Genomic DNA, 22,477 nt, shown 5'->3' with positions numbered 1-22,477 from the left:
TCGCTCAAAACCCGTGCGCCGGGCACCCTCGACCCGGCCCGAGCTCCGGCAGCCCTGCCGCAGTGCTCGAACCGGTCTCCTGTCATACGTCAAATCGGCCGATCGCGCCCGCTACCGGCTGGGAAAAGTACCGGCGGGGCGCAAGTCGGAGCTTAGCGCCTGAACGTGACCGATTTCCCGCCGCTTAGTCGGGGCAAACGCGGAGGAATGCATGACCGGCGGCCTGAGTGAGGCCGCGTCGAAGCCCCTCTCACCGTCGGGCGTGATGGAGGGCAACGAAGTCGCGATACCAGTGGGCGCTGTCCTTGAGCAGGCGCTGCTGGCTCGCGTAGTCGACATGGACGAGGCCGAAGCGCTTGTCGTAGCCGGAGTTCCACTCGAAGTTGTCGAGCAGGCTCCAGTAGAAATAGCCGCGCACGTCGGCGCCCAGGCTCATGGCGGTGGACAACGCCTGGAGGTGGGCCGACAGGTAGGCGATGCGCTCCTTGTCGGGTACCCGGCCGTCGACGACGCGGTCGGCATTGGCCATGCCGTTTTCGGTGATGAACATCGGCGGCGGGTTGTACTCGCGCGCCAGGCGCACCAGGTGCTGGGCGAAGACCTCGGGCACGATCTCCCAGCCCATGTCGGTGAAGCCGCGCTTGCCCGGACCCGGGACGGTCTTGCCGTCCGCGCCGAAGAGGCTGCGCGTGTAGAAATTGATGCCGAGGAAGTCCAGCGGCTGGCGGATGCGGTCCAGATCGCCGGCCTCGACCTGGGGGGCGTCAGCACCGACGTATTCAACAGCGTCGGCCGGGTAGGCGCCGCGGAAGATCGGGTCCATGTACCAACGCACGTTGAGCCCGTCGTCGATGCGGGCGGCGCGGCGGTCAGCCTCGTTGGGCGTGGCGGGGAAGGACGGCGTGTGGTTGAGCACAATGCCAAGCTTGGTCTTGGTGACCGCGCGCATCGCGGCGATGGCTTCGCCATGGGACAACATCAGGTGGTGGGCCACCTGCAGGCTCTCGGCACGGCTGGTGCGGCCAGGCGCGAACTGTGCGGTCTCGTAGCCCAGGGTCGCCGTGCACCAGGGCTCGTTGTGCGTCGCAATGCTGGCCAGGCGGTCGCCGAAGCGGCGCGCGATCTCGGCGCCGTAGTCGGCGAAGCGGCTGACGATGCCGCGCGACAGCCAGCCACCGATGCTTTCGTCCAGGGCCTGCGGAAGGTCCCAGTGATAGAGGGTGCCGTGGGGCTGGATGCCGGCTTCGAGCAGGGCGTCGATGAGACGGTCATAGAAGGCGAAGCCGGCCTCGTTCCAGGCGCCCTCGCCCAGCGGCTGCACGCGCGGCCAGCTGAAACTGAAGCGGTAGCAGTCCAGGCCCAGACCCTTCATCAGCGCGACGTCGTCGCGGAAGCGGTGGTAGTGGTCGCAGGCGACGTCGATGTTGGACGCATCCTTGATGCGACCCGGCTGGCGGCAGAAATGGTCCCAGATGGAGGCGGCCTTGCCGTCCTCGAAGGCGGCGCCCTCGATCTGCGCGGCGCTGGTGGCGACGCCCCAGAGAAAGCCGGGCGGGAAGGACTGGGCGAGTGCAGCGGGGTCGATGCGGTCGAGGTTGGCAAGGCTCATGGCGGAGAGGCAGGGGCAAAAAGCTGAGCAAGACGGCGGTGGCGCCGCGACGACGGAGCGAAGACGGGTCAGGAGGGCGGAACGGCCGAATCCGCAGGGCAGCGGCAGCGACAGCGCTTCATGACGTCTCCTGTGTTGTTTGAATTGGGCGTACCGCTACCAGGCCGACCGCTTTGATGGCGGCGAGCGTCGGACCATCAAGCAGCTCGGGCAAACAGGTTTGAAGCGACACCTGCCCCCGTGGCGTCGTCATCTTGCCCGACAAATGACAACGCTGTCAATGCGCGCTGTTAGCGGTAACGGCAGCGCTGCGCCGGGTCGGGCCGATCAAAGCAGGAGGGCCGAGGCGAAAGCGCGCCGGTTCAGCGGGCGCGCGTGGAGTCCCGCACGACAAGTTCGTGCCGCAGCACCTTGTGCAGGTCGGCCTCGTCGGCCGGCCCCGCTGAGGCGTCGGGCCGCTGACCTGCGACCAGCATTTCCACCGCCGTGCGTGCCATCTCGGCGACCGGCTGGCGCACGGTGGTCAGCGGCGGCCACACCAGGGCGGCGGTCGGCGAATCGTCGAAGCCAGCCACCGACAGGTCGTTGGGCACGGGCAGACCGAGGCGCTGGGCAGCAGCCAACACGCCCAGGGCCATGTCGTCATTGCTGGCGAACACGGCAGTCGGCCGCTGGCGGCGGCTGAGCAATTGATGGGCCGCGTCGCGGCCGCTCTCAAAAGTGAAGGCGCCGGGCTGGATCAGTTCGGGGTCGGGCTCCAGGCCATGCGCGCGCAGCGCGTTGACGAAGCCCTGGTAGCGCGCAGCGCTGGCCGACTGGTCCGGCGGCCCCTTGATGAAGGCGATGCGCTGGTGGCCCAGGCTGAGCAGCAGATTGGTGATCTCTTCGGCCGCATGCACATCGTCCATGCGCACCGAAGGCACCCCACGCAGGTCGCGCTCGGGCGACATCAGCACGCAGGGCGTGCCGTTCTCGCGCAGCGCGGCGAGCACCTCGGGGTTGTCGCACAGCGGCGGCGTCAGGATCATGCCGTCGGGGCGCAGTGCCATCACCATGCGGTCGATCTGCTGGCGCAGGTCGGGCGCATCGTTGTGAAGTGACTCGACAACGAGGTGATACCCCAGCTCGCGGCATCGCACCGTGGCGCCTTGCTGCACGCTGCCGACGAAGATCGCGCTGGGGTCGTAATAGAGCAGGCCGATCAGGAAGGACCGTCCACCTGCGAGGCTGCGCGCCGACTGCTTGGGCCGGTAGCGCAGCGCCTCCACCACCTTGAGCACCTGATCCCGGGTGCTTTCATGCACGCCGGGCTCATGGTTGAGCACGCGCGATACCGTCTTGATCGACACGCCCGCCTCGCGGGCAACGTCGACGATGGTGGGGGTGGTACCGCGCGGGGTCATGGAGCCCCTCGTCCAAGGATTACCTTGGCCGGTACCCCGAGGGGACGGCGATGCTTGCCGGATTGACCGGCAAGCACATCGCCAGCGCGGGCCGGCTCGGGAGCGGCCCAGCGCTCGGCCCGGAAATCATCCGAGAGGGGTTCCATGCGACTGCTCTACTTACTTCTTCTTGGCCTTGGCGGCCGGCTTGGCGGCGGGCTTGGCAGCGGCCTTCTTGGCTGCAGCCTTGGGGTCCACGGCGGCCTTGAAGCCAGCGCCGGCGGTGAACTTGGGCAGCTTGGCGGCGGCGATCTTGATCTTGGCGCCGGTGCTGGGGTTCACGCCGTTGCGGGCAGCACGTGCGTGCTGCTTGAAGGAGCCGAAGCCCGGGATCGACACCGCACCACCCTTTTTGACGGTGGTGACGATGGCGTCCAGCAGGGTCTCGAGGACGCGGCCGGCTTCAGCCTTGCTCAGCTCGTGCTTGGCGGCCAGGTGTTCGATCAGATCGGTCTTGTTCATGCGGGGGGTCTCGTCCAAAAACGCGCCCGAACGGCTCGGGCGGGCGCGATTGTGGCTTATCGCGAGAGGCATACAGTCTCGGCAGAGTCCCGTATCCATCGTTGATGTCAGCCCACGTGCACTTTTCCTCTTTGCTCGATGCCCTGCCCCAGCAAGTGTGGAAGGCCGACGCGCAGGGCCGGCTGCTGTGGATGAACGCGCGCCTGGCCGAGGCGCTGAACCGCCCCGCCTTGCCGGCTGCCCTCGTCAACTGGTTGCACGAGGAGGACCGCAGCGCCTTCTCGGCTCAGTGGGCGGCGGCGCAGCGCAGCGGCCGCTTCGAGATGGAGTACCGCCTGGGCAACCAGTGGGTGCTGGCCCAGGCCCAGCGCCTGCCGGACTCGCCGCTTTGGCTGGGCACGCACACCGACATCGCCGCGCGCCGCACGGTCGAGGCGCGGCTGCGCGAGGCGGACGAGGTGTGGAAACTGGCGCTTGAGTGCAGCGGCGACGGCGTCTGGGATTGGCATGTGCAGGCCGGGATCGAATACTTCTCCGAGCGCTATCTGCGCCTCTATGGCTTCGAGCCGGGCGACGTCGACGCGACACCGGAGGCCTTCGACGCGCGCACCCATCCCGACGACCTGGCGCAGATGGACAAGGACCGCGAGGACCATTTCGCCGGCCGCACGCCGCTCTACCGCAACGAACACCGCGTGCTGGCCAAGGACGGCAGCTGGAAATGGATCCTGAGCCGCGGCATGGTCATCGCGCGGGACACGGCCGGCCGGCCGTTGCGCATGGTCGGCACGCACACCGACATCACCGATCGCAAGCGCCAGGAGGCGCTGGTCTGGCAGCAGGCGCGTGTCGACACGCTGACCGGCCTGCCCAACCGCCGTTCGCTGCGCGAACGCATCGAGCGGGCGCTGGCCCTGCGCGCGCTGCGCGGCGACGAGCTCGCCGTGATGTTCGTCGACCTCGATCATTTCAAGGAGGTCAACGACTCCCTGGGCCATGACGTCGGTGACGCGCTGCTGGTGCAGGTGGCGGGGCGGCTGCAGGAGCACATGCCCCCGGGCGGCGTGGTCGCGCGCATGGGTGGCGACGAGTTCACCGTGCTGCTGGCGACGGATCAGGCGGTGCTCGCGGCCGAGCGCGTCGGGCACGATTTGCTGGAAGCCTTGTCCGAAGCCTTCGAGGTCGCCGGCGAGCGGGTCTATGTATCGGCCAGCATCGGTGTCAGCCTGGCGCCCCGCGATGGCGTCGAGATCGAGGCCCTGTTCAAGCATGCCGATCTGGCGCTGTATGAAGCCAAGGGCGCGGGCCGCAACCGCATGAGCCTGTTCACGCCGGCCCTGCACGAGGCCGCGCAACGGCGCGCCCGGCTGGTGGCCGAGTTGCGCGAGGCGCTGCGGCTGTCGCAATTCAGCCTGGTCTATCAGCCCATCCTGTCGCTGCAAGACCCGACCGCGCCGCCGCGCAAGGCTGAGGCGCTGCTGCGCTGGTCCCACCCGCAACTGGGTGACGTCAGCCCGGCCCAGTTCATCCCGATCGCGGAGACCAGCGGCTTCATCGTCGACATCGGCGACTGGGTCTTTCGTGAGGCCGCAGCCCAGGTGCTGGCCTGGCGCGCGGCGGGGCACGAGGGCTTCCAGATCAGCGTCAACAAGTCGCCGGTGCAATTTCTCGGCGAGCGCAGCCACCGTGTGCAGCCGGACTGGGTCACGCATCTGCGCGGCCTGGGATTGCCAGGTGACGCGCTGGCGGTGGAGATCACCGAAGGGCTGCTGCTGGAGCGCGATGAAGCGGTGGCCGAGCGGCTGCGGGCGCTGCGCGAGGCAGGGTTGGCGATCTCGCTGGACGACTTCGGTACCGGCTATTCGTCGCTGAGCTATCTGCAGCATCACGACATCGACACCGTCAAGATCGATCGCAGCTTTGTCGCCGGGCTGGAGAACGGCGGCAAGGCACTGGCGCTGTGCCGGGCCATCGTGACGATGGCGCATGAGCTGGGGATGGAAGTCGTCGCCGAAGGGGTGGAGACCGAGGCGCAGGCTCACATGCTTCGCGACATGGGCTGCGACTGGGGGCAGGGGTGGTGGTTTGGGAAGGGGGTTTCCGCTGTCGAGTTTGAGGAGAGGTGGTTTGGCGCCACCGCAGCGGGCTCGGTTGCCGCCACCACTCGCTGAAGCGCCCATTTAGGGCGCATCAGCGGGGACTCGGTCACGTCCCGCGACCCCGGCTTGCCGCACTCGCGCCTGCATGCGCGAGCGCTTCATCGGGCGTCGGACAAGCCCGCTTGTCCTCGGTCCCGATGACAGAGCCTTTCGAGTCCTCTCCTGGGCACCAAAAAGCAAAAAGCCAGCGCAAGCGCTGGCTTTTGTCTTTTTGTTTTGGTGCCCAGGAGAGGACTCGAACCTCCACGGAGTTACCCGCTAGTACCTGAAACTAGTGCGTCTACCAATTCCGCCACCTGGGCTTTCAGGGAGGCCGGACTATAGCCTAGTTCTCAGCCCTCCCACGACGAAGTCGACTCAGATGTCGAACTTCACTCCCTGAGCAAGAGGCAGCTCGCTCGAGTAATTCACCGTGTTGGTGGTGCGGCGCATATAGGCCTTCCAGGCATCCGAACCGCTCTCGCGGCCGCCGCCCGTTTCCTTCTCGCCACCGAAGGCGCCGCCGATCTCCGCACCGGACGTGCCGATGTTGACATTGGCGATGCCACAGTCGCTGCCCGACGCGCTCATGAAGCGCTCGGCCTCGCGGATGTCGGTCGTGAAGATCGCGCTCGACAGGCCTTGCGGCACGCCGTTCTGCAGCTCGATGGCTTCTTCCAGCGTCTTGTACTTCAGCGTGTACAGGATGGGCGCGAAGGTCTCGTGGCACACCACTTCGGTCTGCGAAGGCATGCGCACCAGAGCCGGCACGGCGTAGTAGGCCTCGGGGAAGCGATCGGCCAAGGCACGTTCGCCACCTGACACAAGGCCGCCCTGCTCGCGTGCAGCGCTCAAGGCAAACTGCATCGCGTCGAAGGACTGCGCGTCGATCAGCGGACCGATCAGCGTGCCCTGCTCAACCGGCGAACCGATGGGCAGCTGGGCGCGGGCGCGGTCCAGGCGCTCGACCAGGGCGTCATGGATGCTCTCGTGGGCGATGACGCGGCGCGTCGTCGTGCAGCGCTGGCCGGCCGTGCCGTAGGCGCCGAACAGGATGCCGCGCACAGCCAGTTCCAGGTCGGCGCTGGGCGTGACGATGATGGCGTTGTTGCCGCCCAGCTCCAGCAGCGAACGGCCGAAGCGGGCCGCCACGCGCGGGCCAACGGCGCGGCCCATGCGGGTCGAGCCGGTGGCGGAGACGAGCGCCACACGGGCGTCGTCGACCATCGCTTCGCCGGCATCGGCGCGGCCGATGATCAGCTCGGACAGGCCGTCCGGTGCGGTGTTACCGGCGGCGCGGTAGGCCTTCAGCGCGCGCTCGAACAGGGCCTGCGTGGCCAGCGCGGTCAGCGGCGTCTTCTCGGACGGCTTCCACACGCAGGTGTCACCAGCAACCAGCGCCAGCGCCGAGTTCCAGGCCCACACGGCGACCGGGAAGTTGAAGGCCGAGATGATGCCGACGACGCCCAGCGGCAGCCACTGTTCCATCATGCGATGGCCCGGGCGCTCGCTGGCAATGGTCAGGCCATGCAGCTGGCGCGACAGACCGACGGCGAACTCGCAGATGTCGATCATTTCCTGGACTTCGCCCAGGCCTTCGCTGGTCACCTTGCCGGCTTCGATGGACACCAGTTGAGCCAGCTGCGCCTTGTGCGCGCGCAGCTCCTCGCCGAACAGGCGGATCAGCTCGCCGCGCTTGGGGGCGGGCACGACGCGCCAGGCCTTGAAGGCTTCATGCGCACGACCCACGGCAGCCTTCATGTCGGCCGCGCTGGCCGTGGGCAGCTGGGTCAGCACGCTGCCGTCGATGGGCGAGCGCACGGTCAGGTCGCCCGAACTGGGCAGATGGACGCCGAGGGCGTCGAGGACGGAAAGGGTTTGTTGCTTCATGGTCCGCATTGTCCCGATCAGGAGATGGACTCGACTTGACGGGACTGTTGATACGCCGAGCCGAAGCGGTTGGCAAGGAAGTCAGGCAGGCTGACTTCTTCCTGGCGGACAAAGCCCTTCTGCGGCAGCTTGCCTTCGCGGAACAGGTCGACCGCGGCGCAGATGCCGGCGGCGGTCGTGATCTGGATGGCGCTCAAGGGCTGGGCACCGTCACGCGTGGCGAAGATCTTGCGGGCGAAGACTTCCTGCAGCAGCACACCGTTCTTCTGGCCCGACACGGTCACGAAGACGAGCACGACGTCCTGCATCGTCGCGGGCATGCTCTTGCGCATGATGTCCTTCAGCAGGTTCTGGTCGCCCTTCAGGCCCAGGTCGCCCAGCAGGAACTGCATCAGGTCGCGGTGGCCGGGGTAGCGCACGGTCTTGTAGTCAAGGTTGCGCACCTTGCCCGCCCAGGTCTCGCACAGCGTGCCAAGGCCGCCCGATGTGTTGAATGCCTCGTACTCGGTGCCGTCCAGGCTGAAGTGCTCCAGGCCTTCCAACGGCAGCGCAGAGATGGTCTCGCCTTCGTGGACGGCTTCGCAGGGGTGGCAGTACTCGTTGATGAGGCCGTCGACCGACCAGGTCAGGTTGTACTTCAGCGCATTGGTCGGGAAAGCCGGCAGGGCGCCGACGCGCATCTGCACGTCGCGTACCGAGTCGAAGCCGCTGGCCAGGTGGTGGGCCACGATGCCGATGAAGCCCGGCGCCAGGCCGCACTGCGGCATGAAGGCGGTCTTGGCGCCCTCGGCCATCTTCATGATGGCCTTGGTGGCGGCGACGTCTTCGGTCAGGTCGAAGTAGTGGCAGCCGCACTCCAGGGCCAGTTCGGCAGCCGTGATGGCCAGGTGGTAGGGCAGCGCGTTGACGACGGCGTCCTTGCCGCGCAGCTGGGCAGCCAGGGCGGCGCGGTTGTCGCTGTCGACCTCGGCGGTGGCGATGCCCTCGGTGGCCAGCACCTTCAGGTAGCCGGGGTTCTTGTCCAGCACCGTCACTTGATAGTCGCCAGTGGCGTGCAGCAGGCGGGCGATGGTCTGGCCGATGTGGCCGGCGCCGAGCAGGGCGATCTTCATGAGGGGCTCCAGGCAGGTGTTTGCGTTGGGCCGAACTCTAGGCAGTGGCGATGACGAAAGAAAGCGCTACTCCGACGAAAGCAATTGCTGTTTCGACGATTCGTCGCGATGATTCGTCGTTATGGATGAATCGCGGGTAAACCCGAATCCCTCGCCAGACGACCTGGACCGACGCCTGATCCTGCTGCTGCAGGCCAATGCGCGGGAGAGCACGGCGACGCTGGCGCGCAAGCTCGGCGTCGCGCGAACCACCGTCGTCGCACGGCTGGCGCGGCTGGAGGCCAGCGGCCGCATCGTCGGCTACACGGCGCGCCTGGGCGGCGATGAAGCCGGCCGCAGCGTGCAGGCCTTTGTCGGCATCACCGTCAGCCCCAAGGCCGGGCGTGAGGTCGTCAAGCGACTATCAGAACTGCCCGAGCTGCGCCAGCTCGCCTCCGTCAGTGGTGAGTTCGACTACATGGCACTGCTACGCGCCGACACTACGGCCCGACTCGACGCCCTGCTCGACGAGATCGGCGAGATCGACGGCGTGCTGCGCACCAACAGTTCGGTCGTGCTGGCTTTGCGCGTCGACCGACAAACCTGAACCGGACAGAACTGGAGACCACGATGACCTGGCTTGCCCTCGGCCTCGCCCTCTTTCTCGGCATCCACCTGATTCGCGCGCTGGCGCCGCAATGGCGCGACGCGCAAATGGCGCGGCTCGGCGAGAAGGGCTGGAAGGGCCTCTACACCCTGGTCTCCCTCATCGGCTTCGGGCTGATCCTCTGGGGCTTCTCGCAAGCGCGTCTCAATCCCATCGTGTTGTGGCCGCCCATCCACGGCATGAACCACGCGGCCGCATCGCTGATGCTCGTCGCCATGATCCTGATGGCCGCAGCCTATGTGCCGCGCAATCACATCAAGGCCAAGCTGCAACATCCGATGACGCTGTCGGTCAAGGTCTGGGCCTTTGCTCACCTGATCGCCAACAACACGCTGGCCGACGTGATGCTGTTCGGCAGCTTCCTCGTCTGGGCCATTCTGGTCTTTCGCGCCGCGCGGCGTCGGCCAGGGCCGGTGCCGGCCGCTGGCACGGTGGCCGGCACGGCGGCCACCATCGCCGTCGGCGTCGCGCTGTGGGCCTTCTTCGCCTTCTGGGCGCACGCGGCCTGGCTGGGCATCGCACCGTTGGGGTAGGCGGCGCACGCCCATGAACCTAGGTCCTCGGCGAGGTCCTGCGCGCGCAGCGGTACGCATAGACTCGAAGGTAGATGACCCGCCGCTCTTGGATGCGCTTTTGGGCCTGCCTTCTGGCCCTGACGGCAACCGTCGCCAACGCCACAGACACCCAGGCCAAGCCCCTCACCGCCTGTGGCGAACCCGGCATCGGGCCGCCCTGGCTGTACCGCACGCCGGGCCTGCCGCAGCAGCTGAACGGCTTCCTCGTCGATCTCTGGCCGCCGCTGTTTGCCAAGCTCGGTGTCGAGCTCAAGTTGATCGGCGACCTGCCGTTCAAGCGCTGCCTGCGGGCCGTCGCGTCCGGCGAGATCGATTTCGCGCTCGCGGCCTATTACGACGACGAGCGCGGCAAGACGCTGGCCTTCTCCAAGCCCTACAAGACGTTCACGCCCCAGGTCTTCTTCCGCAAGGCGCAGCCCTTGCAGATTTCCGACCGCGCCGGGCTGAAGCGCTGGCGCGGCTGTGGCAAGAACGGTTCAACTTATGCCCACTACGGCCTGGGCCCGGGTGACCTGGACCAGGGGGCGCGCAACTACCAGCAGCTGATCGAGAAACTGCTGCTCGGCCGCTGCGACTACTTTGTCGAAGAGATCGAAGTCATCGAGCAATGGGAGCTCGGCAAGGTCGACCACCTGGCCACGCCGGGGCTGGCCCATGCGCCGCTGTCGGACGTCTCACCACCGGCCTTCCATGTGGTCGCCGCACGGGGGAGCGCGGCGGCGGAGCTGCTGCCACGCCTGGATGCCGCCTTCGCCGAGGCCACGCGCAAGGGTGAAGTGGCGCGCCACTGGAAGCGCCACGCAGGCAAGCTGCCCTACTGAACCTCAGGCGGCCGACTGGCCGCGGCATGCGTCCATCAACCTCGTCAACCCCAGCAACGCATCCAGCATCGGCGTTGCCACGCCCAGCTGCTGCGCCAGCTCCCGCGGCGCCGCCAGCAATGCGTCGGTCTCGATAGGCCGCCCCGCCTCGATGTCCTGCAGCATCGAGGTCTTGAACGCCCCGAGCGAGCGCGTGATGGTGTGCCGGTCCTGCGGCGTCTGGGCGATCGGGCAGCCCATGCCTTCACCGACCTCGGCGGCCTCCGCCATGATGGCCGTCGTGAACTCGCGCACGAGGTCGTCGTCCAGGATGCGGTCCGTCGTGGCGCGGGTCAGCGCCGAGACCGGGTTGGTCGTCATATTGCCCCAGAGCTTGTACCAGGCGTCACGCTGGATGCTCTCGGCCGCCTTGGCCTCGAAGCCGGCGTCGCCGAGCAGCGCGACCAGCGCATCGACGGCCGGGCTCGTGCCGCCCGTGGCCTCGCCGATCAGCAGGCCGTTGCCCATCACGTGGTGGACCCAGCCCGGGCCGCGCAGCGCGCAGCTGGCATGAACGACGCAGCCGATGACGCGCTGGGGCGGGATCAGCGCGGCGATGCGGCCATCGGGGTCCACGCATTTCAGCGTCAGCCCCTGCACGGGCAAGCCGGCCGTGAACCACCATGGCAGGCCGTTCAGCGCCGTGAGCACGCGCGTGTCCGGCCCGCAAAGCTGGGCGACCTGGGCCGCGACGCCGGCGATGGCCGGGCCCTTGACGGCGAGGATGACCAGGTCCTGCAGGCCGAGCTCGGCGGCGTCGCCGGTCACGCGCAGCGGCGCATGCCGGCTGTCCTCGCCACTGTCCAGCCGCAGGCCTTGCTCACGCACGGCCGCCAGCGTGTCGCCGCGGGCCAGAGCGCTGACGGCCACGCCTTCGACGCGTTGCAGATGCGCGGCCATCCAGCCGCCGATGGCCCCCAGGCCGACGATACAGACCTTAAACATGGGGATCAGTCTCGCATGCGGACTTGTCCGTGCGAAAGGCTGCGGCCATCATCCGCCGTCCTCCCGAGGAGACCACCATGGCCACCAAGACCCGCAAGCCCGCCACCGCCAAGAAAGCCGCCGCCAATGCCGTTGCCGCGCCCAAACTGGACGCACGCCCCGATCGCCTGGACCTGCGCGATCTTGTCTACCGCTCGCCGCTGCGCTCCCTGCCGCCGCGCTGGCCGATGGACAGCGACCTGAAACGACTGCTGCCCGCCTACGTGAAAGCTGGCCGCATCCTCAACCAGGGCAATGAAGGCGCCTGCACCGGCTTCGGCCTGGCCTGCGTGACCAACTACCTCTACTGGCTGCGCCACCTCGACGCGCCGCGCAGCCGCACGCAGCCCGAAACCGTCAGCCCGCGCATGTTCTACGAGCTGGCCAAGCTCTACGACGAATGGCCCGGCCAGGACTACGAGGGCTCGTCCTGCCGCGGCGCCCTCAAGGGCTGGCACAAGCACGGCGTCTGCTCCTTCAAGCTGTGGCCCTATCCGCTGGACAAGAAGGGCAACGGCATCTTCGAGCGCCCCGCGGCGGGCTGGGACGATGACGCGACGACGCGGGCGCTCGGCGTCTACTACCGCGTCGACAAGAAGAGCGTCGTCGACATGCAGGCGGCCATCTACGAGATCGGCGCCATTTATGTCTCGGGCGACGTGCACGACGGTTGGACGCTTGACGAATCGCCCATGCCGGCCAGCCACGACAAGCTGCCGCGCATCGAGCGCATGGCCCGCAAGACCGGTGGGCACGCCTTTGCGCTGGTGGGCTACAACGAGCGCGGCTTCGTCGTGCAGAACAGCTGGGGCACGGGCTGGGGTGCCAGCGGCTTCGCCATCCTCAGCTACGAGGACTGGATCACCAACGGCACCGATGCCTGGGCCGTGGCCCTGGGCGTGCCCCAGGACCTGTCGGACATCAAGAGCCGCCAAGCCGTGGCAGCCAAGACGGCAAGAGGCGCCAAGGCCGCGCGCGTGGCCGGCGGGTTTCGCGCCATGGCCGGCCGCGGCCTGTCGGACGTTGGCGCGACGCTGCGTGTCGATGACAACCCGCGCGATGACCCCTGGCCCATCAACCACGTCTTCGCCCACAAGCCCTACCAGCCATTGCGCACCGACGAGGCCTACACCCACACTCTGGTCTCGGGCAACGACGGCCAGCTGATGGCGACCGACTTCACCCGTGCCCGCGACGACCGCGAAGGCCTGGCGCGCGAGATCGTCGTCGAGCGCCCCGCGGCCTGGTTCAAGGCCAGCAAAGGCAAGACCGTCAAGCTCGCCATCTACGCCCATGGCGGGTTGAATTCGGAGATCGGCTCCGTCCAGCGCATCCGCGTGATGGCGCCCTACTTCCTGGCCAACGGCATCTACCCGCTGTTCTTCACGTGGAAGACAGGCCCCGGCGAGACGCTGACGGACATGCTTGAGGATCTCAAGCACCGCATCGTCGACTCGGCCGACGTCAGTACCGGCACGCTGGACCGCCTGCGTGAGGTCGCCGCCGAGGCCAAGGACCGCGCCATCGAGGCCGTCGGCCGCCAGTTCGCGCGCGGCATCTGGAGCGAGATGCGCGAAAACGCTGAAGGCGGCGCGACGGCCGACCATGTGCTGGACCTGGCCGCCCGCATGCTGCGCGAGCTGCGTGACGGGCTGGCCAAGAGCGGCAAGACGCTGGAAATCCATCTCATCGGTCATTCCGCCGGCTCCATCCTGATCGGCCATCTGCTCGGCCGCCTGGGTGGTGCCAACGTCGTGCAGGCCGCCAGCTGCGAGCTTTACGCCGCCGCCTGCTCCAGCGGCTTCGCCGTGCAGCACTACGGTGCGGCCGGCCAGGCTGGCGTGCTGTCGCTGGACCGCCTGCGCCTGCACGTGCTGACCGATGCCAACGAGCGCGCCGACGGCCTGCCCAACGCCGAGCGCGACATCTACGGCAAGTCCCTGCTCTACCTCGTGTCGCGCGCGCTGGACGACATCCGCAAGCAGCCGCTGCTCGGCATGGAACGCGCCCTCGTGCCGCCGGACGCGGCGTGGCTGGACGACCAGTGGACCGGCCCGCCGAATGGCGATGTTGCCGCCTGGCTCAAGCTCTGGCCCGGCGGCACCCTGCTGAACCGCGTCACGACACCCAAGGTCCGCACGACCAAGGCCGGTGACCAGATCGATGCCAGCCACGGCAGCTTCGACAACAACATCGACGTCCTGACCGGCACGCTGGAGCGCATCCGCGGCGACGCCCTCGTCGCCCCGATAGAGTGGCTGGACTACTGACGCACTGGCGACGGTTGGAGATGTCCGGTTCCGGCCGGCGCAGGGCTGGACAAGCGGCCACCATGAGCCATCACTTCAGGAGACGGCCATGGCCTCCATCCACCGCGAAATCGTTGTCGACACACCCGCCGCCGTGCTCTGGGACGCGATGCGCGACCCCGGCGCCCTGCACACCCGCCTCGCGCCCACCTTCATCACCGAGTGCCGGATGGACGGCAATACGAGTGATGAACAGGCCCGCGAGCTCCGCTTCGCCAATGGCATGACGGTGCGCGAACTCATCGTCGACATCGACGACGACCGCCGCCGCATCGCCTGGTCGGCCGTGGGCGGGCGGCTGACCCACCACAACGCCTCGACGCAGATCTTTGAAGAAGGCAGCTCACGCTGCCGCGTCGTGTGGGTCGCCGACCTGCTGCCGCATGCACTGGCGCCGGCCATCGCCGGCATGATCGAGAACGGGCTGCAGGCGATGAAGGCGCACGCCGAAAAAGGTCCACCGCTTTGACGAACAATCGCGGCCATGAAATACCTGCACACCATGGTCCGCGTCAGCGACCTCGACGCCTCGCTGAAGTTCTATTGCGACGCCCTCGGCCTGCGTGAACTGCGCCGCAGCGAGCATGAGGCCGGCCGCTTCACCCTCATCTTCCTGGCCGCGCCGGGCGATGACTCGGCCCAGGTCGAGTTGACCCACAACTGGGACGAGTCCGGCTACACCGGTGGCCGCAACTTCGGCCACCTGGCCTACGCCGTAGACAACATCTACGCCGCCTGCCAGAAGCTGATGGACCACGGCGTGACGATCAACCGCCCGCCGCGCGATGGCCGCATGGCTTTTGTGCGCTCGCCGGACGGCATTTCCATCGAGCTGCTGCAGGCCGGCCCGTCGCTGGCGCCGGCCGAGCCCTGGGCGTCGATGGCCAACACCGGCAGTTGGTAAGCCCGCGCCGGGCGTGGTGCAGGCTGAAGCGGGCGACGCCGCGACGTTGACCGGCCTGCGGCTGGGTGCCTGGGTGCTGTGGCGGCGCATCGGCCGCGGCGGCCTCGGCGAGGTCTGGGAGGCCGAGCGCGCCGACGGCCTCTACCAGGCCAGCGCCGCCATCAAGCTGCTGCACGGCGACAGCGCAACGCCTGCCGTCGCGCGGCGCTTCCTGCGCGAGCGTGCAGCGCTGGGCCGCCTCACGCACACCGGCGTCGCCGCCCTGCTGGACGCCGGCGTGCAGGCGCCCCACGCCTACCTGGTGCTGGAGCTCGTCGACGGCCTGCCGCTGGCCGAGCATGCGCGCGCCCAGCTCCCCACCGTGGCGGACCGCGTCACGCTGCTGCTGCGCGTGGCCGAGGCGGTGGAATACGTCCATGCGCGCCTGGTCGTGCATCGCGACCTCAAGCCCGCCAATGTGATGATCACGGCCGCAGGCCTGCCCAAGCTGCTGGACTTCGGCCTGGCGGCCTCTCCCGGCCAGGCCGTGGACGAGGCCCGTGCCGGCCTGACACCGGCCTACGCAGCCCCCGAGCTCATCGAGAGCGGCGACGCCGGCACGGCGGTGGATGTCTTCGCCCTGGGCGTCATGCTTTTCGAGCTGCTGACGGGCCGGCTGCCCTTCGGTGCGCGTGGCGACAGCCGCGCGGCGCTGGAACACGCAGTGCTGCACCAGCCCCCGCATCGCTTCGCCGCGTTGCTGGGCACGCCCGAGGACGAGGACGGCCCCGGACGCCCGCGCGACGCGCAGCGCGCCCGCGGCGACCTCGAGGCCATCGCCGCCAAGGCCCTGCACAAGAACCCGGCCGAGCGCTATGTCGGCGTGCATGCCTTCATCGAGGACCTGCGGCGCTGGCAGACCCAGCGCCCCGTGATGGCCAGGCGCCGCCTCAGCCTGCGGCACCGCACCGCCCTGCTGCTGCGCCGCCACACGCTGCTGGCCGGCCTGTCGGTGCTGCTGCTGGCCAGCTTGACGGCCGGCATCGCCGCCAGCCGCTGGCAATGGCGCGAGGCCGAGTTGGCACGCCAGCGCAACGACAGCGTCGCGCGCTTCATCACCGAGCTGCTCGCCGGTGGCAGCCTGCCTCGCCAGGGCCGCATGCCGTCGGTGCTGGAACTGCTGGACGACAGCCGCGACCGCCTGGACGAGTTCGCCGACGACCCCGCGACGCGGCAACGGCTGCTGGAGGTGCTGTCGCGCACCTACATGGCCCTGAACCGCTTCGACCATGCCCTGCCCTTGGGCGAGCAATGGCTGGCGCTGGCACGCCAGCAGCATGGCGAGGACGAAGCGGCGGTGCTGCAGGCCCGGCTGAGCCTGGGCCAGGTGCACCAGATCATGGGCAACGACGACGAGGCCATCGCGCTGCTGGAGCCGATCGCGGCGCCGCTGGCACGCCGTTTCGGCCCCGACAGCGAGGCGGTGCGCCAGCAGCAGTTCATCCTGGCCGCCGACTACATGCACGTCCGCCGCCTGGACGACGCCGAACGCGCGCTGGAACGCGTGCGCGTGCTGACCGACAGGCTCCACCCCGGCGACGACTACGAACGCGCCGACTACCTGCAGAACCTCGGCGTGCTGCGCCAGCGCCAGGGCCGCCTGGCCGAGGCGCTGGACCTCGTGCGGGCGACGCAGCCGATGTGGACCAGCACCGACCCGCGGCTGACGCTGCCCGTGCTTGTGCTGCGCCACAGCGAGATTTCAATGCTGACGCTGAACGCGCTGTTCGACGGCATCGACACACGCGCCGCGCCACTGCTTGCCGACATCCGCAGCAAGCTCGGCCCCGGCAACGACCTCGCGCTGCAGGCCGCCACCGGCTGGGCCGAGGCGCTGCAGCTGCAGGGCCGCCATGCCCAGGAGGTGCGCACCCGCCAGGCGCTGCTGGACGGCGCAAGTGCCGACGGCCTGGCCCCGGGCTCGCTGCTGATCTACCGCGCCGAACTGCTGCTCGCGCAGGCGCGTCTGGGCCAGCCCGACCTGAATGCCCTGCGCGCGCTGATGACCGAGGCAGCCGCGCTGGACGGCGGGCCGCGCGGCCGCTGCCTGCTGCTGGCGGCGGACGCCGCCCTGGCCGCCGGCAACCCGGCCCTGGCCGCCGAGGCCGTGCAACACGTGCGCGACAAGCCGCTGTCCCCCGCCCTCGCCCTGCCCGGCAGCCGGCTGGCCAAGGTCGAGGGCCGGCTGGCCCGCGCCCGGGGCGAGCTGGCCCGCAGCGCCGAGCTGCTGAGCCAGGTGCGCGGCGTCGGGCGCGTCCATGCCTGGGGCTCGCGCCTGGATGCGGCACTGACCGCCGTGCTGCAAGGCTCGCCCGAGGCGCCTGCCCTGCTCGCCCAGGCGCGCCAGGCCCGGCCCGCCAGCCTGCCCGACAGGCACCCGCTCGACCTCGTCAGCCACTGGCTGGAGGTGCGCCAGGCCGCGGGTCGTGACGACGACCCTGCCGTGCGTGCCGCCTGGGCGGCGCTGGCCGGCGCACGCGGCCCTGGCGCTGCAGCACCCACGCTGGGCAACCTCGGCGGGCTTTTCCCCTAGGAGTCTGCGCGGCAGAGGCGCGGCCCGCGCCGGGGCGAGTTGCGGGGCGATGCAAGGCGCCGGCGAGGCGTGGGTCGGGACCCACAACGAGCCGGCAACGCCGCAGCGCCCCGCAAATCGCCCCGGCCCTTCGGGTTGAGGCAGGCAGGGGCGCATGCGGCGTTGCTCGTCGTTGCGGGCGCGAGCCCGCGGCCTCCTCGCGCCTTGYCTGCGCCCCTGCCTGCCTCAACGCGGGCCACGCCTCTGCCGCGCAGACTCCTAGCCAAGCGCCAGTGTGTCGGCCCAGATGTTCTCGGCCCAGGCCAGCGCGATCGCAGCCTCGGCCGACGTCGCGGCCGGCGACACGCCCCCGGCACCGGGCACCGCCTTCATCGTCTTTTCTGCCGCGTCGTACTGATGGACGGAAGCCACATGCATGGCCTCGGTCGGCGTGACAAAGCTGTAGCAGGTGTTCATTACCACCGGCGCCGGGTTCACCGCCTCACCCTTGAGCAACTGCAGCACGGCCGCCGCCGCGAGCTTGGCCTGCTGGTTGGCGAGATGGCCCGACTTGGGCATGCCCGGCGCCGAGAAGATCGCGTCGCCGACGACATGCACGCCCTGCGCGGCCTGCGCCTGCATCGTCAGCCAGTCGATGCCGACCCAGCGGCGATTCACGTTGGCAAAGTCGCGCGCCAGATCGCCGGCACGCTGCGGCGGGATCAGGTTCAGGACATCGGCCTTGACGTCCTCGAACTCGAAGCGTGCCGTGCCGTCGGTCAGCACCTCCTTCAACTCGGCATTGGGCCGGTACTCGAGCACGCCGGCATGGTGTTGCGCAAAGGCGCGCTCGAACAGCGCCTTCTTGCTCTGAATCTCGGGGTTGGCGTCCAGCACCAGCAGCTTGGCGCGCGGTTTGGCGCGACGCAGATACGAGGCGATCAGGCAGGCCCGCTCATAGGGCCCTGGCGGGCAGCGATAGGGCGCCTTGGGAATGCTCATCAGCACGACACCGCCATCGGGCAGGGCTTGCAGCTGGCGGCGCAGCGCCAGCGTCTGGGCGCCAGCCTTCCAGGCATGCACGGCACGGCCGCTGTCGAAGGCGGCGGCGAGGCCGGGCACGGCGTCGTTCATGAAGTCGATGCCGGGCGACAGGATCAAGCGGTCCCAGCCCAGGGTGCTGCGGTCGGCCAGCTGCAGGGTCCTGGCCGCGGGGTCGATGCCCACGACCTCGCCACGCACGCGCTTGACGCCCTGGGCCTCCAGGCCCGCATAGCCATGGCTGATGCTGAGCGGGTCGCGCACACCGGCGAGGACGAGGTTGGACATCGGGCAGGAGATGAAGCCCTCGTTGCGCTCGACCAGGGTGACGTCGACCGCCGCGCCACCCCAGAGCTTCAGATAGCGGGCCGCGGTCGCGCCGCCAAAACCACCACCAACGACGACGACTCGGGCAGTCGGGCCCGATGGCGCTGCACAACCCGCCAGCGCCAAGCCACCGGCCACGACCAATTGGCGCCGCGCAATCATGGCTTGGCCTGCACGGCGAAGTAGGCGGCAACCAGGCGCAACTGCTCCTCGGTGTAGCCCTTGACGATCTGTGGCATGACGGTGCCGGCCTGCCTGCCGCTGCGGTAGTCGGCCAGCAGCTCCAGCATCACGTCGGCCTTCATGCCAGCCAGCGGCGGTATCGCCTGGTTGCGTGGTCGGCCGTTGTTGGCATGGCAGTTGGCACAGGTGGCCGCAAGGCTGCGGCCGACATTGAGGTCTTGCGCCAGCGCCGGGGCGCAGAGCAACAGCAGCAACCAAGCCTTCATTCACAACTCCTCAGAGTTTGTGCGAGCGGTCTCCGCGACTGAATCCGAGCGCATCGAAAGTACCGCTCAGCGGCGCGAAGCCGATCACCTTGAACAGCTCGCCCATCTCATGCTCGGCCAGCAGGCGGTGGGCCATGGCGCGCTCGCCCAGGCTCGCCCCGGCCAGCAGATCGGCGATGCCGCAGTTGAGCAGGAAATTGGCCTGACTGGTGTAGCCCAGCACGACAAGGCCGGCGTCCTGGCCGGCCAGCGCAATGCCGGTGAAGTTGACGTGGGCCGTGATGTCCTTGTCGCCCACGGCCACCAGCGGATCGGCATCGGCCAGGTGGCCCTGGTGGCACATCAGCGTGCCGCCGTGGCGCTGCGGGTGGTAGTACTCGGCTTCGGGGAAGCCATAGTCGATGAAGAACGCGGCGCCGCGTTTCAAGGTCCGGGCGAGGGTCGCAACGAAGGCCTCGCTCTGCGGGTGGATCTCGGTGACGGTGCCCGGCACCATGCCCGCCTCCAGCGGCGGGCGCAACATGCTGGCACGGTCTTCAAAGGCAAAGCCCTCGCCCGCCGAGACCACGCCGCGCTCGCGCCAGACCTGGCCGTCGAAGGCAAGGAGCTGGACCGGCATCGCATCCAGCACCTCGTTGCCGATGACGACAGCCTCCAGTTCGGCGGGCAACGCGTCCAGCCAGTCGACGCGCCCCCTCCAATGCGAAAGGCGTTCGCGCTGGCGCTCGCGCAGTTCGGCCGACAGCTCCACTATTGCGTAGCGTGCCAGGCCCGCGCCCAATGCATCCAGCTCCGCGATCAACTGGGCCGCCAGTGCACCCGAGCCGGCACCGAACTCGATGACGTCGCGGCAGCCGCTGGCGTCCATGGCTTGGGCGAGCTGGCGGGCCAGCGCGCGGCCGAACAACGGCGACATCTCGGGTGCCGTGACGAAGTCCGAGCCCTCGCTGGGCATCTGGCCGAACTTGCGCCGGCCGCCGGCGTAATAGCCCAGGCCCGGCTCGTACAGGGCCATGCTCATGAAACGGTCGAAGCCCAGCCAGCCGCCGGCTGCGGCGATCTCGGCGTGGATCTTGTCGGCGAGCTTCACCGCGCCATTCATCGAGCTTTCACCCAGGCTTCGAACTCGGCCAGCGGCATCGGCGCGCCGACCAGCTCGCCCTGGAACTGCTGGCAGCCCCAGCCAGCCAGCAGCTGCCACTGGGCCGCGGTGCGCACGCCTTCGGCCGTGACGGTCAGACCCAGGCCGACGGCCATCTGCACGATGGCCCGCGTGATGGCCTGGGCACCGACATCGTCGGGCAAGCGGGCGACGAAGCCCTGGTCGATCTTGAGCTTGTCCAGCGGCAGCTCGGTCAGGTGGGCCAGCGAGGTGTAGCCGGTGCCGAAGTCGTCGACCGACACCGTCAGCCCGAGAGCGCGCAGCTGGGCCAGCGTCGCCGGCGCATGCGTGATGTCATCGATGAGCATGCGCTCAGTCAGCTCCAGCTCCAGCCACTGTCCTTCGGCGCCGGATTCCTGCAACACGCGCTTGACCGTGTCGGCAAAGCCATCGAGATGGAACTGGATGCGCGACAGGTTGACGGCAATGCGCATGGCGCCATGGCCGCGGGTCAGGCCGTTCTCGCGCCAACGCCGTGCCGTTGCGGCGGCTTCGCGCAGCACCCATTCGCCGAGATTGAGCATCAGGCGGTGGCGCTCGGCAACGAAGATGAAAGCGTCCGGCGCCAGCAGGCCACGCCGCGGGTGGCGCCAGCGCAGCAGCGCCTCGGCGCCCGACAGCTGGCCCGTCGTCGCCTCGACCTGGGGCTGGAAGAAGAGTTCGAACTCGTTGCGCGTCAGGCCTTGGGCCAGCTCGGCTTCGAGCACGATGTCGGCATAGGCGGCCTCGGCCAGCGAGGATTCGAAGAACTGGTAGGTCGCACGGCCGCGAGCCTTGGCGAGGTACATGGCCGTGTCGGCATGCTGGATGAGGTCATCCGCCTGCCGGCCATCGTCCGGGTAGACGGCCACGCCGATGGAGGGCGTGACCGACAGCGCCCGGCCATCGGCCTTGACGGGCACTTCGACGACCGACAGCAGGGCCTCCAGCACGACGACGATGTCGGCGCGACTGGTCAGGTCGCTCAGCAGCACGATGAACTCGTCGCCACCGAAGCGGCCGACGAGGTCGCTGTCGCGCAGCGCACCGACGATGCGCTCGGACACCGTCGTCAGCACCTGGTCGCCCTCGAGATGACCCAGGGAATCGTTGACGCGCTTGAAGTTGTCCAGGTCGATGAAGAGCAGGGCCAGCATCTCGCCCTTGCGCTCGGCGCGGCGCATCTGCAGGGCCATGCGGTCCATGAAGGCCGCGCGGTTGAGCAGGCCGGTCAGGACATCGTGATGGGCCAGGTGCTGGATGCGCGCCTCGTTGGCGAGGCGGTCGCTGATGTCGCGCACGACGGCCATGCGCAGCTGCTCGCCGTCGCGCTCCATCGTGCGCATGATGAGCTCGACCGGAATGCGTGAGCCGTTGCAGTGCGTGACGGCGGTCTCGTAGCGAAGCTCCTGCCCTCGCAACATGACCTCGCGGACCTTGGGCAGTTCGTCGGCGTCGACATAGGACAGCACGTGCTTGCCGATCAGTTCGTCCGCCGACCAGCCCAACATCTTGCACAGGGGCTGGTTGACGTCGGTCATGATGCCGTCGCGGTGGAAGAGGATGCCCTCCACCGTGGCCTGCATGAACTTGTCGAGCCTGGCCTCCGATTCCCGCAGCCGGCGCTCGGCCAGGCGATGGCGCGTGATGTCGTAGACCAGGACCCAGCTGCCCAGCAGCGTGCCCTGGCTGTCGAACTGCGGAATCAGGTGGATCTCGAGGAAGGACAGCTTGCCGCCGGGCTGGATCAGCTCGCGCTCGTAGACGACCGGCTTGAGGTCGCGCACCAGTTGTTCGACCGACACGCGCACATGCTCGTAGGCCTCGGATCCGACGATCTCGCTGAAGTGCTTGCCGACGATGGAGTCCTGCGTCAGCTTGAAGGCCTCGGCATAGCCACGGTTGGCAAAGAGGCAACGATGGTCGGCGGCACCGTACAGCGCGATCCAAGCCGGCACATGATCGGCCAGCATGCGAAAGCGCGCCGCGTCCAGGGCCTGGCGCTCGAGGTCGAGTTCCCTGGGTGAGCTCACTGGT

18 protein-coding genes and 1 tRNA gene are annotated in these 22,477 nt (G+C 68.8%); 8 read left to right on the top strand and 11 right to left on the bottom strand.

What is annotated here, in order from left to right; genetic code table 11:
* Positions 1–250: 250 nt before the first annotated feature.
* From ACXJKM_RS26690 to ACXJKM_RS26680, 3 genes are all read right to left on the bottom strand, one after another.
* Entirely contained in the window at positions 251–1,609 is a 1,359-nt protein-coding gene (locus ACXJKM_RS26690; RefSeq protein WP_056194378.1) for a GH1 family beta-glucosidase, read from the bottom strand.
* A 362-nt stretch (positions 1,610–1,971) separates the two neighbouring features.
* A complete protein-coding gene (locus ACXJKM_RS26685) occupies positions 1,972–3,012 on the bottom strand; it encodes a LacI family DNA-binding transcriptional regulator (RefSeq protein WP_056194380.1) in 1,041 nt (346 codons plus the stop codon).
* Positions 3,013–3,171: 159 nt separating this feature from the next.
* Positions 3,172–3,513, bottom strand: a complete 342-nt coding sequence (locus ACXJKM_RS26680; protein ID WP_056194383.1) for an HU family DNA-binding protein — start codon at positions 3,511–3,513, stop codon at positions 3,172–3,174.
* Between the two features lie 104 nt (positions 3,514–3,617).
* Here ACXJKM_RS26680 and ACXJKM_RS26675 point away from each other — a divergent pair, with 104 nt between their 5' ends.
* Positions 3,618–5,684, top strand: a complete 2,067-nt coding sequence (locus tag ACXJKM_RS26675; protein WP_457356193.1) for a putative bifunctional diguanylate cyclase/phosphodiesterase — start codon at positions 3,618–3,620, stop codon at positions 5,682–5,684.
* Positions 5,685–5,889: 205 nt separating this feature from the next.
* Here ACXJKM_RS26675 and ACXJKM_RS26670 read toward each other — a convergent pair.
* The 3 genes from ACXJKM_RS26670 to ACXJKM_RS26660 all read right to left on the bottom strand — a co-directional run bounded on the left by ACXJKM_RS26670 (position 5,890) and on the right by ACXJKM_RS26660 (position 8,653).
* A tRNA-Leu gene (locus ACXJKM_RS26670) sits at positions 5,890–5,974 on the bottom strand.
* Between the two features lie 55 nt (positions 5,975–6,029).
* A complete protein-coding gene (amaB, locus tag ACXJKM_RS26665; RefSeq protein WP_457356192.1) occupies positions 6,030–7,550 on the bottom strand; it encodes an L-piperidine-6-carboxylate dehydrogenase in 1,521 nt (506 codons plus the stop codon).
* A gap of 8 nt (positions 7,551–7,558) precedes the next feature.
* A complete protein-coding gene (locus ACXJKM_RS26660; protein WP_457356191.1) occupies positions 7,559–8,653 on the bottom strand; it encodes a saccharopine dehydrogenase NADP-binding domain-containing protein in 1,095 nt (364 codons plus the stop codon).
* Positions 8,654–8,774: 121 nt separating this feature from the next.
* On the opposite strand from ACXJKM_RS26660, the gene ACXJKM_RS26655 reads away from it, so the two are divergent.
* The 3 genes from ACXJKM_RS26655 to ACXJKM_RS26645 all read left to right on the top strand — a co-directional run bounded on the left by ACXJKM_RS26655 (position 8,775) and on the right by ACXJKM_RS26645 (position 10,695).
* Positions 8,775–9,239, top strand: a complete 465-nt coding sequence (locus ACXJKM_RS26655) for an Lrp/AsnC family transcriptional regulator (protein ID WP_457356190.1) — start codon at positions 8,775–8,777, stop codon at positions 9,237–9,239.
* Positions 9,240–9,262: 23 nt separating this feature from the next.
* Positions 9,263–9,832 (top strand): NnrU family protein, encoded by a 570-nt coding sequence (locus tag ACXJKM_RS26650; RefSeq protein WP_457325642.1) that lies wholly within the window; start codon positions 9,263–9,265, stop codon positions 9,830–9,832.
* A gap of 74 nt (positions 9,833–9,906) precedes the next feature.
* Entirely contained in the window at positions 9,907–10,695 is a 789-nt protein-coding gene (locus tag ACXJKM_RS26645) for a substrate-binding periplasmic protein (protein WP_457356189.1), read from the top strand.
* Between the two features lie 3 nt (positions 10,696–10,698).
* On the opposite strand, the gene ACXJKM_RS26640 is transcribed toward ACXJKM_RS26645, so the two are convergent.
* Positions 10,699–11,679: a 2-dehydropantoate 2-reductase gene (locus ACXJKM_RS26640; RefSeq protein WP_457356188.1), complete on the bottom strand. Its 981-nt coding sequence runs from the start codon at positions 11,677–11,679 to the stop codon at positions 10,699–10,701.
* A gap of 77 nt (positions 11,680–11,756) precedes the next feature.
* Between ACXJKM_RS26640 and ACXJKM_RS26635 the strand changes: the two genes are divergently transcribed.
* The 4 genes from ACXJKM_RS26635 to ACXJKM_RS26620 all read left to right on the top strand — a co-directional run bounded on the left by ACXJKM_RS26635 (position 11,757) and on the right by ACXJKM_RS26620 (position 17,503).
* Positions 11,757–13,988: a C1 family peptidase gene (locus ACXJKM_RS26635; protein WP_457356187.1), complete on the top strand. Its 2,232-nt coding sequence runs from the start codon at positions 11,757–11,759 to the stop codon at positions 13,986–13,988.
* An 88-nt stretch (positions 13,989–14,076) separates the two neighbouring features.
* On the top strand, positions 14,077–14,496 hold the full coding sequence (locus ACXJKM_RS26630; RefSeq protein ID WP_457356186.1) for an SRPBCC family protein: 420 nt from the start codon (positions 14,077–14,079) through the stop codon (positions 14,494–14,496).
* A 15-nt stretch (positions 14,497–14,511) separates the two neighbouring features.
* Positions 14,512–14,931, top strand: coding sequence for a VOC family protein (locus ACXJKM_RS26625; protein WP_457356185.1), 420 nt, complete (start codon positions 14,512–14,514; stop codon positions 14,929–14,931).
* 13 nt (positions 14,932–14,944) lie between these two features.
* Positions 14,945–17,503, top strand: a complete 2,559-nt coding sequence (locus tag ACXJKM_RS26620; protein WP_457356184.1) for a protein kinase domain-containing protein — start codon at positions 14,945–14,947, stop codon at positions 17,501–17,503.
* Positions 17,504–17,761: 258 nt separating this feature from the next.
* Here the strand turns inward: ACXJKM_RS26620 and ACXJKM_RS26615 are convergent, their stop codons facing one another.
* From ACXJKM_RS26615 to ACXJKM_RS26600, 4 genes are read right to left on the bottom strand one after another with little or no spacing between them, the layout of a single operon-like run.
* Positions 17,762–19,012, bottom strand: a complete 1,251-nt coding sequence (locus ACXJKM_RS26615) for an NAD(P)/FAD-dependent oxidoreductase (RefSeq protein ID WP_457356183.1) — start codon at positions 19,010–19,012, stop codon at positions 17,762–17,764.
* A complete protein-coding gene (locus ACXJKM_RS26610) occupies positions 19,009–19,299 on the bottom strand; it encodes a c-type cytochrome (RefSeq protein ID WP_457356182.1) in 291 nt (96 codons plus the stop codon). The genes ACXJKM_RS26615 and ACXJKM_RS26610 overlap by 4 nt, the downstream gene beginning before the upstream one ends.
* 10 nt (positions 19,300–19,309) lie before the next feature.
* A complete protein-coding gene (locus tag ACXJKM_RS26605) occupies positions 19,310–20,401 on the bottom strand; it encodes a class I SAM-dependent methyltransferase (protein ID WP_457356181.1) in 1,092 nt (363 codons plus the stop codon).
* Positions 20,398–22,473, bottom strand: a complete 2,076-nt coding sequence (locus ACXJKM_RS26600; protein ID WP_457356180.1) for a putative bifunctional diguanylate cyclase/phosphodiesterase — start codon at positions 22,471–22,473, stop codon at positions 20,398–20,400. Before ACXJKM_RS26600 ends, ACXJKM_RS26605 begins: the two co-directional genes overlap by 4 nt.
* Positions 22,474–22,477 lie beyond the last annotated feature (4 nt).

The sequence above is a fragment of the Roseateles sp. P5_D6 genome (assembly GCF_054049415.1).
This window is presented reverse-complemented; position numbering and strand designations above follow the sequence as displayed.

Bases quoted from the DNA above. Each gene is read 5' to 3' on its own strand.
- ACXJKM_RS26605 (WP_457356181.1), bottom strand. From the start codon at position 20,401: ATGAATGGCGCGGTGAAGCTCGCCGACAAGATCCACGCCGAGATCGCC.
- amaB (WP_457356192.1), bottom strand. From the start codon at position 7,550: ATGCGGACCATGAAGCAACAAACCCTTTCCGTCCTCGACGCCCTCGGC.
- ACXJKM_RS26625 (WP_457356185.1), top strand. From the start codon at position 14,512: ATGAAATACCTGCACACCATGGTCCGCGTCAGCGACCTCGACGCCTCG.
- ACXJKM_RS26680 (WP_056194383.1), bottom strand. From the start codon at position 3,513: ATGAACAAGACCGATCTGATCGAACACCTGGCCGCCAAGCACGAGCTG.
- ACXJKM_RS26685 (WP_056194380.1), bottom strand. From the start codon at position 3,012: ATGACCCCGCGCGGTACCACCCCCACCATCGTCGACGTTGCCCGCGAG.
- ACXJKM_RS26660 (WP_457356191.1), bottom strand. From the start codon at position 8,653: ATGAAGATCGCCCTGCTCGGCGCCGGCCACATCGGCCAGACCATCGCC.
- ACXJKM_RS26615 (WP_457356183.1), bottom strand. From the start codon at position 19,012: ATGATTGCGCGGCGCCAATTGGTCGTGGCCGGTGGCTTGGCGCTGGCG.
- ACXJKM_RS26640 (WP_457356188.1), bottom strand. From the start codon at position 11,679: ATGTTTAAGGTCTGTATCGTCGGCCTGGGGGCCATCGGCGGCTGGATG.
- ACXJKM_RS26635 (WP_457356187.1), top strand. From the start codon at position 11,757: ATGGCCACCAAGACCCGCAAGCCCGCCACCGCCAAGAAAGCCGCCGCC.
- ACXJKM_RS26675 (WP_457356193.1), top strand. From the start codon at position 3,618: ATGTCAGCCCACGTGCACTTTTCCTCTTTGCTCGATGCCCTGCCCCAG.
- ACXJKM_RS26645 (WP_457356189.1), top strand. From the start codon at position 9,907: ATGACCCGCCGCTCTTGGATGCGCTTTTGGGCCTGCCTTCTGGCCCTG.
- ACXJKM_RS26630 (WP_457356186.1), top strand. From the start codon at position 14,077: ATGGCCTCCATCCACCGCGAAATCGTTGTCGACACACCCGCCGCCGTG.
- ACXJKM_RS26690 (WP_056194378.1), bottom strand. From the start codon at position 1,609: ATGAGCCTTGCCAACCTCGACCGCATCGACCCCGCTGCACTCGCCCAG.
- ACXJKM_RS26610 (WP_457356182.1), bottom strand. From the start codon at position 19,299: ATGAAGGCTTGGTTGCTGCTGTTGCTCTGCGCCCCGGCGCTGGCGCAA.
- ACXJKM_RS26650 (WP_457325642.1), top strand. From the start codon at position 9,263: ATGACCTGGCTTGCCCTCGGCCTCGCCCTCTTTCTCGGCATCCACCTG.
- ACXJKM_RS26655 (WP_457356190.1), top strand. From the start codon at position 8,775: ATGGATGAATCGCGGGTAAACCCGAATCCCTCGCCAGACGACCTGGAC.